Consider the following 13,645-nt stretch of genomic DNA (forward strand, 5'->3'; position numbering starts at 1 on the left):
TCAGCACCCACGGGGGTGGACACCAACCAGCACAACCAATTACAATAATTGGCACTGACTATCGGTACGCTGTTGAGTTCTCAAAGAACGGACGCGCTTCCTCGTTGATCTTTCGATCTCCTCGGAGGCAACCCGACTAACGTTACCGGGCCGTTCTGGCCTTGTCAACTCGCTCTTTCGAGTGAATCCGGTCCGGTCCTCGGCCGATCCTGACGGATCTCGCCTCGCTCCGGCCCATCGCTCAAGGCCGTCGATGACTCTACGCCATCCCGCCAGGCCCTGCCGACCAAACCGGGGCCGATCGTCGGTTTCGACCCGGTGATGCACGACACCCGTGTTGATCCTGGGCGTTTCGGCTACCCGTGCGGTAGCGGCACGCCCCCGGTCGCGGACCTGCGGGGCCGCCCGCCGTTACGAGGTCGGGAACACCGGTGGCAGCGTGCCCGCCGGCTGGTACTTCATGACCGTGGTCAGATCCTTGCCCCGGACATCCCCGGCGGAGTGGTAGGCCAGGCCCCACTCGTCGATGAAGGATCCGTCCGGGAACACGCAGAGGGAGACCACGACGTCGGCGGGATCGCTCGGCGCGACCCACCCGCCGCCGGAGGCGCCGCCCCCGAACGAGGACGAGGCGTTGAGCTCCTTACTGCAGTACAGGGTCGCGGGGTTCGCTCCCCCGGTGCCGGAGGGCATCGGGACCTTGGACAGGTAGGCCAACCCGGCCAGGGTCGGCTCGGTCGAGCCGAGCGTGTCGAGGTCGACGTAGATCCGGGACATCGCCTCGTCGTCGGCCTGGAACCGGCACATGGTCGCCGAGCCGGCCAGCGGCAGCCACTGCGACTGGTCGCCGTTGGTGTTCCAGGCGGGGGTCCGGGTCTGGACCTGACCGCCGGACTGCTCGCAGTACTGCTCGAGGGCGGCCTCGGAGGGCGCCGCCGCGGTCGAGCCGCCGGCCGCGGCGGACCCGCTCCCGCCGGCCGACCCGGACGCGGGCGCGGCGGAGGAGGACGCGCCCGACGGGGACGATGCGGACGATGCGGACGCCGCGGAGGCCGGCGCCGCCGAGGTGGTGGTGGCCGGGGTGCTGCCGGACCCACAGCCCGCGAGCAGGACCGCAGCTGCGGCGGCAGCGAGCGCCAGGACCGTGCGGCTGGACGTCATCGGTGACTCCCTCGGGTGGAAACCCTGGATGCGCCGCGGCCGGGCGCCGGTCCATCTTCCCCCGGAACGTCACGCACAGCGATCCCCGGTGACCGCGTGTCGCAGTCACCGGGGATCGTCAGCGGGTCCGGGCGCTCGTCGCGCCGGGCCGTGCGAGCGCCGTCGCCCGCCGGCGAACCGAGCCGTCGGTTCAGGGCACCCCTACAGCACCGCGGCGCGGCCGGCCTCCAACCGGGCGACCGGCACCCGGAACGGGGAGCAGGACACGTAGTCCAGGCCCGCGTTGTGGAAGAAGTGGATCGACTCCGGGTCGCCGCCGTGCTCGCCGCAGACCCCGAGCTTGATGCCCGGCTTGGTCGCGCGCCCCTCCTTCACCGCGATCTCCACCAGCCGGCCGACGCCGTCGGCGTCGATCGTCTCGAACGGCGAGATGGTGAAGACGCCCTTCTCCAGATACTTGACGAACACCTCGGCCTCCACGTCGTCCCGGGAGAAGCCCCAGGTGGTCTGCGTGAGGTCGTTGGTGCCGAAGGAGAAGAAGTCGGCGGCGTCGGCGATGCGGTGGGCGGTCAGTGCCGCGCGGGGCAGCTCGACCATGGTGCCGATCGGCACGGTGATCGCGTGGCCGCCGCGCGGGGCGACCCCGTCGAGCACCACGCCGCGGTCGCCCGCGACCTCGGCCAGGATGGCCTCGGCCTCGTCGCGGATGATGTGCAGCTCGCGCACCGAGCCGACCAGCGGCACCATGATCTCCACCTTCGGGTCGTGACCCTCCAGCGCCAGGTCGCAGGCGGCCTCGGCGACGGCCCGCACCTGCAGCCCGAACAGGCCGGGCACGATCAGGCCGAGCCGGACACCGCGCAGGCCGAGCATCGGGTTCGACTCGTGCATCCGCTCGACCGCCCGCAGCAGCTTGCGATCGGCGTCCAGCTGGGCCCCGCTCTCGCCCTTGGCCTCGGCCACGGCCACCTTGACCGAGAGCTCGGTCCGGTCGGCCAGGAACTCGTGCAGCGGCGGGTCGAGCAGGCGGATGGTCACCGGCAGCCCGTCCATGGCCAGCAGCAGCTCGCGGAAGTCGTCCCGCTGCAGCGGCAGCAGGGCGGCCAGGGCGTCGTCGCGCTCCTGACCGGACTCGGCCAGGATGACCCGCTCGATCAGCGACCGGCGGTCGCCCAGGAACATGTGCTCGGTCCGGCACAGGCCGATGCCCTGCGCGCCCAGCGACCGGGCCCGGGCGGCGTCCTCCTGGGTGTCGGCGTTGGCCCGCACGGCCAGCCGCCGGACGTTGTCGGCGTGGCTGAGCAGCCGGTCGACCGCCTTGACCAGATCGACGGTCCCGGCATCGTCATCGGTGTCGGCGCCGGCCAGGGCCGCCTCCAGCCCGTTCTCGATGTAGGTCGCGACCGGGGACGGCACCACGGGCATCGCGCCGGCGAAGACCTCGCCGGTCGTGCCGTCGATGCTGATCTCGTCGCCCTCGTTGATCACCGTCGCGCCGAGCGTGATCCGCTTGGCCACGACGTCGATGTCGAGCTTCTCGGCACCACAGACGCAGGTCTTGCCCATGCCCCGGGCGACGACCGCGGCGTGCGAGGTCTTGCCACCGCGCGCGGTCAGGATGCCCTGGGCCGCGATCATGCCGCCCAGATCGTCCGGGTTGGTCTCCCGCCGGACCAGCACGACGCGCTCACCCCGCGCCGCCCACTCCTGCGCGGTCGGCGAGTCGAAGACCGCCTTGCCGACGGCCGCGCCGGGAGACGCCGCCATCCCCTTGGTCAGCAGTTCGCGCTCCACGTGCCGGTCGAACTGCGGGAACATCAGCAGCGCCAGCTGGGCGCCGGACACGCGGGTCAGCGCCTCGTCCATGGTGATCAGGTTCTCGTCGACCAACTGCGAGGCGATCCGGAACGCCGCGGCCGGCGTCCGCTTGCCCACCCGGGTCTGCAGCATCCACAGCTTGCCGCGCTCGATGGTGAACTCGATGTCGCACAGATCGCGGTAGTGGGTCTCGAGCTTGCGCATGACCCGCAGCAACTGCTTGTGCGAGTCCGCGTCCAGCCGCTTGAGGTCGTCCAGCGACAAGGTGTTGCGGATGCCCGCGACGACGTCCTCGCCCTGTGCGTTGGGCAGGTAGTCGCCGTACGCCCCGGACTTGCCCGACGCCGGGTCCCGGGTGAAAGCCACGCCGGTGCCGCTGGTCTCGCCCAGATTGCCGAACACCATGGTGCAGATGTTGACCGCGGTGCCCAGGTCCTGGGAGATGCGCTCGCGGCGCCGGTACAGCCGCGCCCGCTCGGTGTTCCAGGAGTTGAAGACCGCGCGGATGGCCATGTCCAGCTGCTCGCGCGGGTGCTGCGGGAAGTCGACCCCGGAGTGCTCGACGATGAAGCCCTTGAACTCGGTGACCAGGCCCTTGAGCGCGTCGACGTCCAGCTCGAGGTCGCTGGCCACCCCACGGGTCGCCTTGGCCTTCTCCAGGGCGTCGGAGAAGACCTCGCCCGGGATGTCCAACACCGTCTTGCCGAACATCTGCAGCAACCGGCGGTAGGAGTCCCAGGCGAACCGCTCGTCGCCGGATTCCTCGGCCATGCCCTTGACGCTGGCGTCGTTGAGCCCGACGTTCAGCACCGTCTCCATCATCCCGGGCATCGAGAACTGCGCGCCGGAGCGCACGCTGACCAGCAGCGGATCGTGCCGGTCGCCCAGCCGCCGACCCGTCTTGTCCTCCAGGTGCCGCAGCGCCATCGTCACCTGCACCCGCAGGTCGCCGGGCTCGGCCCCGAGCGAGAGGAACTCGCGACAGGCGTCGGTGCTGATGGTGAACCCGGGCGGGACCGGCAGGCCGAGCTTGGTCATCTCGGCCAGGTTCGCCCCCTTGCCGCCCAGCAGCGCCTTCTGATCCTTGTCACCCTCGGTGAAGTCGTACACGTACTTGGTCAACGGTGTGCTCCTTGGCCTGGTGTCGGGACGGTCAACCGGTTCGCTGCGCCGCGAGCCCGATGGCGACATCGATGATCATGTCCTCCTGCCCGCCGACGTAACCAGCCTCGCCGACCTTCCGGAGTATTTCGTGAGAAGACACACCGTAGCGATCCGCTGCACGTTCGGCGTGCAAAAGGAATGAATTGTAAACACCGTAGCGTCCCTGGACGATCGAGGCTCGGTCAGCGATCGGCAGGCGGGTGATCATCGGCTTGACGATCTCCTCGGCCGCGTCCAGCACCTTCGCCGCGTCCACCCCGGTCGGGATGCCCATGACGTCGAACGCCGTCGCCAGGATCTCGGTCGGCGAGTTGCCCGCCCCGGCCCCCAGCGCACACAGCGTGCCGTCGATCTGCCGGGCCCCGTTCTCGTAGGCGACGATCGAGTTCGCCACGCCCAGCGACAGGTTCTGGTGCCCGTGGAAACCGACCTGCGCGTCGTCGCCGAGTTCGGCCACCAACGCCTGCACCCGGTCGCGGACCATGTCCGGCAGCAGGGCGCCGGCGGAGTCGACGACGTACACGCACTGGCACCCGGCGTCGGCCATCACCCGCGCCTGCGCGGCCAGCTGCTCCGGCCCAATTCGGTGCGAAAGCATCAGGAAGCCAACGGTTTCCATGCCCAGCTCGCGAGCCGCGGTGAAGTGCTCGACCGACACGTCGGCCTCGGTGCAGTGGGTCGCCACGCGGGCGATGCGGGCGCCGGCACCGTGCACCTGCTTCAGGTCGTGCACCGTGCCCAGGCCCGGCAGGACCAGCACCGCGATCTTGGCCCGGGTCGCCGCCCGCACCGCCGCCGACACCAGTTCGACGTCGGTGTGCCGGCCGAAGCCGTAGTTGAACGACGAGCCGGCCAGCCCGTCCCCGTGGGTGACTTCGATGACCGAGATCCCGGCGGTGTCCAGCGCGGTGACCACGTCGGTGACGTTCTCGATCGTGAACTGGTGGCGGACGGCATGGCTGCCGTCGCGCAGGGTGCTGTCGGTCAACCGGACGAACGGCTTGTCGAATGTGGTGGAATCTGCAATTGCCTGTTCGATCGTGGTCATTTGTTGGCCGCCTTCTGAATCGTTCCCGACAGAGCGATCACTTCTCCGGCGCGCACTGCGGCGGCCGTCATGATGTCCAGATTTCCGGCCCACTCCGGCAGATAGTCGCCATTCCCGCGGACCTCGAGGAAGATGCCGACGCGGCCGTTGCCGTGCCACAGCGGGGTGGGGTCGTCGAACTGCGGATCGCTACGCAGCGTGTACCCGGGCACGTACTGCTGCACCTGCTCGACCATGCGGTGGACGGACTCGGCGATCGCGTCCCGGTCGGCGTCCGGCCCGATCGCGCAGAAGACGGTGTCCCGCATGATCATGGGCGGCGTCACCGGGTTCAGGATGATGATCGCCTTGCCCGTGGCCGCCCCGCCGACCGCCTCGATGGCGTGCGAGGTGGTCTCGGTGAACTCGTCGATGTTGGCCCGGGTGCCGGGGCCGGCCGAGCGCGACGCGATGGAGGCGATGATCTCCGCGTACGGCACCGGGGTCACCCGCGAGACGGCGTGGACCATCGGGATCGTCGCCTGACCGCCGCAGGTGATCATGTTGACGTTGGGCGCGCCGGCGTGCACGTCGGCGTTCACGGCCGGGCACACGAAGGGCCCGATGGCGGCGGGGGTCAGGTCGATCGCCGTGATCCCGGCCGCGGCGTACCGATCGGCGTTGGCCAGGTGGGCCTTGGCCGAGGTGGCCTCGAAGACCAGGTCCGGCGTCTCCTGCTCGAGCAACCAGTCCACCCCGCCGGCGCTGGCCTCGACGCCGAGCGAGCGGGCCCGGGCCAGTCCGTCGGACGCGGGGTCGACGCCGATCATGTAGCGGACGTCGATCGCGTCGGATCGCAGCAGCTTGACGAGCAGATCGGTGCCGATGTTGCCGGGGCCGACGATCGCGGCGGTGGCCCGGCCACCGGTCGGTCGAGTCACCGGGGTGGGGACGGTGCTGGTCATGGGGTCTCCTGTCCAACCGGACGGCATCCGGATCGGGTTCGGAAGGGAAGTGCGCACGGCGACGGGGTGGGCGGCCGGCCGGCGGTTGTGCCGCTCACCGGGACGCCGGGCGGTGCGGAACGACAACTGCTCGGGTCATTGCACTGTGCCCTGGGGCACAGTCATCATCAAGCCATGCGTACCGGTGAGCGGAACACTCATGAGTCGGTGATCGGCCGCGCCGCGGCCCTGCTGTCGGCCTACGACTCCCGCCACCTGGCCATCGGGGTGTCCGAACTGGCCCGCCGCTCCGGCCTGGCCAAGACCACCACCGCCCGGCTGGCCGCCGAGCTGGCCGAACACGGCTTCCTGGAGCGGACCGAGGGCAGCGAGTACAAGCTGGGCAGCCGGATCTTCGAGCTCGGCTCGCTGGCCAACCGGCAGCGGCAGCTGCGCGAGGTCGCGCTGCCGTACATGGCGGACCTGCGGCAGGTGAGCAAGCAGACGGTCCACCTGGCCGTGCTGGTCGGCACCGAGGTGATGTACGTCGAGATCGTCCGCAGCCGCAACGCGCCCCGCATGCCGTCGGAGGTCGGCGGCCGGCTGCCCGCCCACGCCTCCGGCGTCGGCAAGGCGATGCTGGCGTTCTCACCGGAGCAGTCGGTGCAGGCGGTGCTGGAGACCGGGCTGCCCGCGGTCGGTCCGCGCACCATCACCGCGCCCGGGCTGCTGCTGCGCGAGCTGCGCCGGATCCGGGAGCTGGGCATCGCCTACGAGAGCGAGGAGTCCGGGCACGGCATCGGCTGCGCCGCCAGCCCGATCCTCGGACCGGACGGGGCGGTGGTGGCCGCGATGTCGATCTCGGGCTGGAACGGCACGCTCGACCTGCGCCGGGTCGGCCCGGCGGTGAAGACCGCCGCCCTGGCCATGAGCCGGGATCTGGCGATCCGGGGGCCGGCCAGCCGCCCGGCCTGGTCGAATCCCGGCTGATGCGGGTTCGCTGATCAAAGCCGGGCCAATCCGGTCACATCGGTTGCACTCACGCGGATTTGATCAGCGCAGCGGCCCGGCGCAGCGACGTTCGCTGATCAAAGCCGGGCCAATCCGGGCAGATCGGGCGCACCCACGCGGATTTGATCAGCGCAGTGGGCCGGCGCGGCGGCGCGGCGCGACTCGGCTCAGCCGACGCCGGCGGCGCGGAGCACCGCGCGCGAGGTGTCGGCCGCCAGCCGGGCCGCCTCGGCCACCGGGAGGGCACGGAACTCGGGCGTGTTGACCTCGACGCACCACGGCCCGTCGAAGCCGGCGGACCGGACCGCCCGCACCACCCCGACGACGTCGAGGTCGCCCCGGCCGGGCAGGGCCCGGCGGGTGCGGGCGGCGGTCAGGAAGTCCTCGTGCACCAGGGGGCCGTCGTTGAGCTGCACGGCGGCGATCCCGGCGCCGGGCAGGTCGGCCAGCAGCTCCACGGTCGCGCCGGTGTTGGCGAAGTGCCAGACGTCCACCATGATCCCGGCGTTGGCCGCCCCGGACCGGCGCACCAGGTCGATCGCCGTCTCCACCCGGCCGAGCGCGGACCACGGGAACGCCTCCACCGCGACCAGCAGATCCAGCCGGGCCAGGCGGTCGGCGTGCGCGCGCAGCGCCGCGGCGGCCGCCGCGGCGTCCAGGGCGACGTCGCCCCGGAACACCCCTGCGCTGACGTGCCGTCCGCCGAACTCGTGGGCCACGGCCTCGATCGCCGCCGCCGACGGCGCGGACACGCCCGGGGCCAGGTCCGTCCAGCCGCCGAGGAACTCGATCTCGACCACCGACAGGCCGTGGTCGCGCAACACCGCCTTCATCTCGGGCACCGGCAGCCCCGCCTCGACGGTCCGCGCCAGGTCGTCGGCGTGCAGCCCGATCCCGGCAAAGCCGGCGGCGGCCGCGGCGGCACAGCGCGCCGCGAAGGAATGGCGGGGCGGCTCGGCGAAGCCTGCCCCGGACAGCGTGAAGAAGCTGGCCACCAGGTCCGGCGAGCCCGGCCGGGGCGGGGCGTCAGTCACGGAACGCGACGACCTCGACCATGTACCGCGGGTTCTCCTCGGGGCGGCCGAACGCGGCCGACTCGATCGCCGACCGGGCCGGCCGGTGCTCGCCGAAGCGTTCCTTCCACACCCGGTTGAAGGTGGGCCGGTCCTCCTGCAGGTGCCGCATGACGATCCCGACGCGGACCACGGCCGTCAGATCCGCACCCGCCGCGGCCAGGATCGCGACCAGATTGTCGAACAGCTGGTTCGCCTCGGCCTCGGCGTCGGCCGGGATGGCATGGTCCGCGGGCCGGGCGCCGAACAGCGCCGAGACGTAGATCCAGCCGCCGGCCTCGACGGCCTGCGGGACCGGTCCGACATGGGCGGGCGCGTCGTCGGTGTGGATGGTGCGCATGGAACTCCTCGTTGGGCGAGCGGGCGGGACGACCGTCGAGCATCGCGGGGGTGCCCCGACGACAGGGCGGCGAGACGGGAGCCGCCGTGTTCGGCCGACCCTGAATGGCCGGGCCGACGGGACCGGCATCCGGCACCGCAGGGATGCCCTAACCGGCGGTCGACGGTGGATCTGCGGTCGCGCCGGGGCCCGGATCGGCGGGTCCGGCGGCTCCCGGTCCGGGCGGCCCCGGTTCGGCGTCACCGGTGGCGGAACCCCAGGTCACCTCGAGTTCCCGGCGGGCGCCGAACCGCACCAGGTGCCGGGCCAGCACGTCCTGCACCCGGGCCAGCGCCTCGTTGTCGGCAGCGGTGGCCCGTAGCTCCAGCGCCGCCGCCCCGGGCAGCACGTCACCGAACCCGTAGGCGAAGACGAGCCGGCCGGCCGGTTCCGGCTGTCCCGGAACCGGCTCGACGGCGACCTTGCGCCCCAGGTGCGACAGCAGCTGCTTGGCGTAGCGGGCGGGCGCGTCCGTGTCCACCACGGCGACCGAGACCAGCATGTGCGCTCCTCCTGCTCGACGACCTGCTCCTGCGACGGCGATCAGGCGCCGTAGACCTCGATGGCACCCAGACCGTCGAACTCGAACGTCACGCTGCCACCGGGGACGACGGGCACCGGGGCGGTCACCCCGCCGGAGAACACCAGCTGCCCGGCCTTGAGGGTCTCGCCCTCCGCGGCGAGCTGGTTGGCCAGCCAGGCCACCGACGCGGCCGGGTGACCCATCACCGCGGCGCCCGCCGCGGTCATCGCGACCTCGCCGTCCACCCGGACCACGCACCCGATCAGGTGCAGTTCCAGGTCCTCGGGGCGGCGCGCGATCGGCCCGAGGTAGAACGCACCGGCCGAGGCGTTGTCGGCGACGACGTCCGTCAGGGTGAACTTGAATCCCTGGTACCGGGAGTCGAGCACGTCGACGGCGCCGTAGATCAGGTCGGTCGCGGCGAGGACCGAGGTGACCGTGGCCGGCGCGACGACGTCGTCCTTGAGCAGGAACGCGATCTCCGACTCCACCCGCGGGTGGATGAATCTCTCGAACGGGATCGGATCGCCGTAGGTCGAGAGCATCGAGGACGTGACCCGCCCGTACAGCGGCGAATCGACCCCCATCGCCTGCTGCTTGTTCCGGCTGGTCAGCCCGAGCTTGTACCCGACCAGCCGCTCACCGGCGTCGAGTTTGGACTGCACGAAGGCCCGCTGGGCCGCGTAGGCGGTGGCGACGTCGATGTCCGGGTAGCTGTCGCTGAACTGCGCCACCTCGGTCCGGTCCCGTTCGCCGGCGATCAGGACGTCGGCCATGGCCTGGGGGGTGGGGTTGCCCATGGGTCAGCCTTCCGACCGCTTGGTGAAACGGACGGTGACCGGACCCAGATGGGCGAAGTCGGCCCGGAAGACGTCGCCGGACTGCACGCCCACCATCTTGTGCACCGCGCCGGGGAGCACGATGTCACCCGCCTTGAGGCCCGATCCCAGCGAGCCCAGTTTGTTGGCCAGCCAGGCCACGCACCGCGCGGGATTGCCCAGGGCGGCGGCGCCGGCCCCGGTGTCGATGACCTCGCCGTGCCGGGACACGACCACGCCCAGGGTGCGCAGGTCCAGGTCCTTGACCGGCAGCATTCGGCCGCCGACCACCAGCAGGCCGGAGGAGGCGTTGTCGGCGACCGTGTCGACGAGCTTGATCTTCCAGTCGGCGACCCGGCTGTCGACGATCTCGACCGCGGGCAGGGCCCCGGCGATCGCGCGCAGGGCACCGGCGGTCGTGACGCCCGGCCCGGCCAGGTCCGTCTCCATGATGAAGGCCAGCTCGGCCTCCACCCGGGGCTGCACGAGGTCGTCGATGTCGATCGGGTCGCCGTCCTCGACGAACATGGCGTCGGTCAGCACGCCGAAGTCGGGTTCGTCGACGCCGAGCAGCTTCTGCATGGGCGCCGAGGTCAGCCCGACCTTGCGGCCGATGGCCTTCTCGCCGGCGGCGATCCGCCGGTCGATGTTGATGGTCTGGATGGCGTAGGCGTCCTCGACGACGAGGTCGGGGTAGCGCTCGGTCAGCGGCGAGATGGGCTTGGCCGTGCGGTCGGCCTCCCAGAGCTCGTCGGCCAGTTGCTGGTGAAGGGAGTCGGCGGTCCCGGCGGGAGAAGTCACGATTGAAGACTCCGGCCTGCGGGCACCGACGGCAACCGATCGGCCAGCGGTTCCGGGCAGTGGAACCCGCCGCGCCGGCCGCTCAGGACGGTTCGGTGTGGGCGGGTCCGAGCCGGTCGGCGAGCTGCCGGCGCGAGGTCACGCCGAGCTTGGCGAAGACGTTGCGCAGGTGGTACTCGACGGTCTTGATGCTGACCACCAGCTCGGCGGCGATCTGCCGGTTGCTCAGCCCGGCGGCGGCCAGTCGGGCGACGACCTGCTCCTGGGAGGTCAGGTCGAACCGCGGTGCCCCGGCCCGGGCGGTGGCCAGTCCCGCCTCCACCAGCTCGGTGTCGCACCGGTCGGCGTAGGGCACGGCACCGAGCCGGCCGAAGGTCTCGCGTGCGGCCATCAACAGTTCGACGGCCTGCCGGCGCCGCCCCCAGCCGCGCATCGCCCGGCCGGCGGCGAACTCGATACGGGCCCGCTCGAACGGGGCGGGAACGTCGGCGATGAGCTCCAACGCCCGGCCGAAGGCGGCGTCCGCCGCGGCCGCGCGGCCGGCCGCCTGCTCGATCCGGCCCCGGGCCCGGGCCAGCCGGGCCCGGGCCGATCGCCGGCCGCGTTCCTCCGCCCGGCGCTCGTGCGGGACCAGGAACCGGTCGGCCTCCTCGATCCGCCCGACGGCGACCAGTGCGTCCGAGTACAGGTCCGACCACGCCCAGAAGCCCGGCTCGTCCGCCGCGTCGCGGAGCGGGAAGGCACGGACCGGGTCGAGCGCGGCGAGCACGTCGGCCGGCCGGCCGCGGGCCTCGCCGAGCCGGGCCCGGGCCATGCCCAGGGCCATGACCGAACGCTCGTAGCGCACGTGGCTGCGCGGCAGCAGGCGTAGGTAGGACTCGGCCGTCGCCCAGTCGCCCCGGGCGGCCGGCACCAGCACCGCGATGCCCACCACGGCCGAGCGCAGGAACCCGAAGTCGGACTCCAGGTTGATGGCCACCGCCCGGTCGGCGTTGACCAGGGCGTCGTCCCAGTCCCCCGTCATCCACTGGGTCCGGGCAAGGTAGGCGTGGCTGAAGGCCGCCGTGTTGAGGATGCCCAACCGGGTGGCCGTCCCGATCACCTGGGTGAGCAGGGCGGCGGCCGAGTCGAACTCGTCGTCGATCAGGTGCAGGACCGCGCGGGCCGAGCGCGGGTTGAGCCAGAGCCGCAGCGCCTCCGGCGCCTGGGCGGCGGCCAGCGATTCGTCGACCCGGCCGGCGTAGCCCAGACCGTGCACGAGGTAGGTCACGGCGACCTCGTGCAGGGAGGTCTCCGGGCCGGCGCCCACGTCGGCGGTGGCCAATGCCCGCTCGCACCAGGCGACGGTGCCGGCCGCGTCCAGCCGGCCGTACTGATGAATGGCCTGCATCACCGCGACCGCGGCGGCCACGTCGTGCAGTTGCTCACCGGTCTCCGGATCCGCCGTCGGCGCGGTGGACCCGGCCTCCGCCCAGGCCCGGTCGAGCAGATCTCCGGCCCGGACCGGATCCTCGGCCGCCATCGCCATCGCCCCCAGGACCAGGTCACGCAACGGTCCGGCCGGGTACGCGGCCACCTCGTCGGCCAGATCGGCCGCGGCCGCGGCATCCCCGCGCAGCAGCGTCCAGACCAGCGCCCAGAGCACCCGGCAACGCGCCCGGGCCGGCTCGGTGCTCAGCCGGCTGGCCGAGACCAGATGCACGGCAGCGTTTTTCCAGTCGAAGCGATCCTGCGCCCGCGCGGCGAAGGCGGTCAGATCGGCGGCCAGGACCTCGTCCGGACCGGTGGCCGCGGCGACCCGGTGGCGCAGCGCGGCGGCCTCGTCCGGCCCGATGCGCGCGGCGGCCCGGTGCAGCGCGTGCCGGCGGGCCGGGCCGATCGCGTCGTAGAGCGCGGCCCGGACCAGGGGATGGCTGAACTCCACCGACCACGGGCCCTGGTCCTGCCGGATGCGCAGCAGGTCGTGGGCGGTCGCCTCGTCGACCGCCGGCACCGGATCGTCGGTCCCGGCCAGCCCGGCCGCCGCCCACACCGGAGCGTGCAGCCCGAGGACGGCGACCGCGTCCAGGAACGCCTGGGTCGCCGGCCGGCAGGCGGCGTACCGCTGGCCGACGAGGTGCCGGAACGACCGCGGCGGCGGCAGCAGCGAGTCGTCCTGCCGGTTCACCGGCCAGTCGGCCACCGGGAACTCCTCCAGCAGCGCTCGCGCGTGCAACGGATTCCCGTTGGTGCCCAGGCGCAGTCGGCGCGCCGCGGCCACCGTCAGGCGGTCGACGCCCACCGTCCCGGCCAGGTCCCGCAGATCGTCCTCGTCCAGGCCGTCGAGCCGGACGGTCACCCCCATGTGCCCGGCGGTCAGCCGGGTCAGGCTGTCCGGGAGGTGCACGGCGTCGTCGGTCCGCACGGTGAACACGGCCAGCACGCGGTCGGCGACCAGCCGGCGGAGGGCGAACACCACGGCCTGCAGGGAGGGCCGATCGGCCCAGTGGGCGTCGTCGACCGCGAGCACGACGACCGCGCCGGCCAACGAGTCCAGGAACTCCAGCCAGCGCGCACCCATCCGGATCGGGTCGACCAGCCGCTCGCCGTCCGCCGCCGGGTCCGTGCCGAGAAGGAGCCTGGCGGAGGGGGTGTCGGCGGAATGGGCGAGCTGGCCGAGCAGGCCGTAGGCGATCAGCCGTTCGTCCTGGTCGCCACTGGCCCGCAGCACCACCACCGCGGGATCGCCCGCGACGTCGGCCAGCAGGGCGTCCAGCAGGGCCGTCTTGCCGATGCCGGACGGGCCCTCGATCGACACCACCCGGGGTCGCCCGGCGGCCGCGTCGGCCAGCGCGGCGCGGAGAACGCCGAGTTCGGCGGACCGGCCGACGAAGGAAACAGCCATCACGTCCTCGGCAGTGGCCGGGACCGGCGAGGTCCCGCGGGC

At 72.4% G+C, this 13,645-nt stretch carries 11 protein-coding genes; 1 reads left to right on the plus strand and 10 read right to left on the minus strand.

Annotated features, from left to right (window positions below; all coding sequences use genetic code 11):
- Positions 1-411: 411 nt before the first annotated feature.
- From ACOJUF_RS18310 to ACOJUF_RS18325, 4 genes are all read right to left on the minus strand, one after another.
- Positions 412-1,161: a hypothetical protein gene (locus ACOJUF_RS18310; RefSeq protein WP_420123253.1), complete on the minus strand. Its 750-nt coding sequence runs from the start codon at positions 1,159-1,161 to the stop codon at positions 412-414.
- A 201-nt stretch (positions 1,162-1,362) separates the two neighbouring features.
- On the minus strand, positions 1,363-4,101 hold the full coding sequence (gene ppdK / locus ACOJUF_RS18315) for a pyruvate, phosphate dikinase (protein ID WP_420123254.1): 2,739 nt from the start codon (positions 4,099-4,101) through the stop codon (positions 1,363-1,365).
- A gap of 31 nt (positions 4,102-4,132) precedes the next feature.
- Positions 4,133-5,191: a 4-hydroxy-2-oxovalerate aldolase gene (dmpG, locus tag ACOJUF_RS18320; RefSeq protein WP_420123255.1), complete on the minus strand. Its 1,059-nt coding sequence runs from the start codon at positions 5,189-5,191 to the stop codon at positions 4,133-4,135.
- Positions 5,188-6,135, minus strand: coding sequence for an acetaldehyde dehydrogenase (acetylating) (locus tag ACOJUF_RS18325; protein ID WP_420123256.1), 948 nt, complete (start codon positions 6,133-6,135; stop codon positions 5,188-5,190). Before ACOJUF_RS18325 ends, dmpG begins: the two co-directional genes overlap by 4 nt.
- A 174-nt stretch (positions 6,136-6,309) precedes the next feature.
- Between ACOJUF_RS18325 and ACOJUF_RS18330 the strand changes: the two genes are divergently transcribed.
- On the plus strand, positions 6,310-7,104 hold the full coding sequence (locus ACOJUF_RS18330; RefSeq protein WP_420123257.1) for an IclR family transcriptional regulator: 795 nt from the start codon (positions 6,310-6,312) through the stop codon (positions 7,102-7,104).
- Between the two features lie 188 nt (positions 7,105-7,292).
- On the opposite strand, the gene ACOJUF_RS18335 is transcribed toward ACOJUF_RS18330, so the two are convergent.
- The 6 genes from ACOJUF_RS18335 to ACOJUF_RS18360 form a co-directional block, all read right to left on the minus strand.
- Positions 7,293-8,159, minus strand: a complete 867-nt coding sequence (locus ACOJUF_RS18335) for a sugar phosphate isomerase/epimerase family protein (protein ID WP_420123258.1) — start codon at positions 8,157-8,159, stop codon at positions 7,293-7,295.
- Positions 8,152-8,538, minus strand: a complete 387-nt coding sequence (locus ACOJUF_RS18340; protein ID WP_420123259.1) for a RidA family protein — start codon at positions 8,536-8,538, stop codon at positions 8,152-8,154. The genes ACOJUF_RS18335 and ACOJUF_RS18340 overlap by 8 nt, the downstream gene beginning before the upstream one ends.
- Before the next feature lie 148 nt (positions 8,539-8,686).
- Positions 8,687-9,079, minus strand: a complete 393-nt coding sequence (locus tag ACOJUF_RS18345; protein ID WP_420123260.1) for a DUF2218 domain-containing protein — start codon at positions 9,077-9,079, stop codon at positions 8,687-8,689.
- Between the two features lie 41 nt (positions 9,080-9,120).
- Complete coding sequence (locus ACOJUF_RS18350; protein WP_420123261.1) at positions 9,121-9,900, minus strand: 2-keto-4-pentenoate hydratase; 780 nt, start codon at positions 9,898-9,900, stop codon at positions 9,121-9,123.
- A 3-nt stretch (positions 9,901-9,903) separates the two neighbouring features.
- Positions 9,904-10,719: a 2-keto-4-pentenoate hydratase gene (locus tag ACOJUF_RS18355; protein ID WP_420123262.1), complete on the minus strand. Its 816-nt coding sequence runs from the start codon at positions 10,717-10,719 to the stop codon at positions 9,904-9,906.
- 82 nt (positions 10,720-10,801) lie between these two features.
- Positions 10,802-13,603 carry an AAA family ATPase gene (locus ACOJUF_RS18360; protein WP_420123263.1) on the minus strand — a complete coding sequence of 934 codons (2,802 nt, stop codon included), beginning with the start codon at positions 13,601-13,603 and terminating at the stop codon, positions 10,802-10,804.
- Positions 13,604-13,645: the final 42 nt, after the last annotated feature.

It is taken from the genome of Nakamurella sp., assembly GCF_048594475.1.
Taxonomy (GTDB): domain Bacteria; phylum Actinomycetota; class Actinomycetes; order Mycobacteriales; family Nakamurellaceae; genus Nakamurella.

What these genes read in the sequence shown, in the direction of transcription:
- ACOJUF_RS18310 (WP_420123253.1), bottom strand. Translation starts at nt 1,161, where the DNA reads ATGACGTCCAGCCGCACGGTCCTGGCGCTCGCTGCCGCCGCAGCTGCG.
- dmpG (WP_420123255.1), bottom strand. Translation starts at nt 5,191, where the DNA reads ATGACCACGATCGAACAGGCAATTGCAGATTCCACCACATTCGACAAG.
- ACOJUF_RS18325 (WP_420123256.1), bottom strand. Translation starts at nt 6,135, where the DNA reads ATGACCAGCACCGTCCCCACCCCGGTGACTCGACCGACCGGTGGCCGG.
- ACOJUF_RS18330 (WP_420123257.1), top strand. Translation starts at nt 6,310, where the DNA reads ATGCGTACCGGTGAGCGGAACACTCATGAGTCGGTGATCGGCCGCGCC.
- ACOJUF_RS18340 (WP_420123259.1), bottom strand. Translation starts at nt 8,538, where the DNA reads ATGCGCACCATCCACACCGACGACGCGCCCGCCCATGTCGGACCGGTC.
- ACOJUF_RS18345 (WP_420123260.1), bottom strand. Translation starts at nt 9,079, where the DNA reads ATGCTGGTCTCGGTCGCCGTGGTGGACACGGACGCGCCCGCCCGCTAC.
- ACOJUF_RS18350 (WP_420123261.1), bottom strand. Translation starts at nt 9,900, where the DNA reads ATGGGCAACCCCACCCCCCAGGCCATGGCCGACGTCCTGATCGCCGGC.
- ACOJUF_RS18360 (WP_420123263.1), bottom strand. Translation starts at nt 13,603, where the DNA reads ATGGCTGTTTCCTTCGTCGGCCGGTCCGCCGAACTCGGCGTTCTCCGC.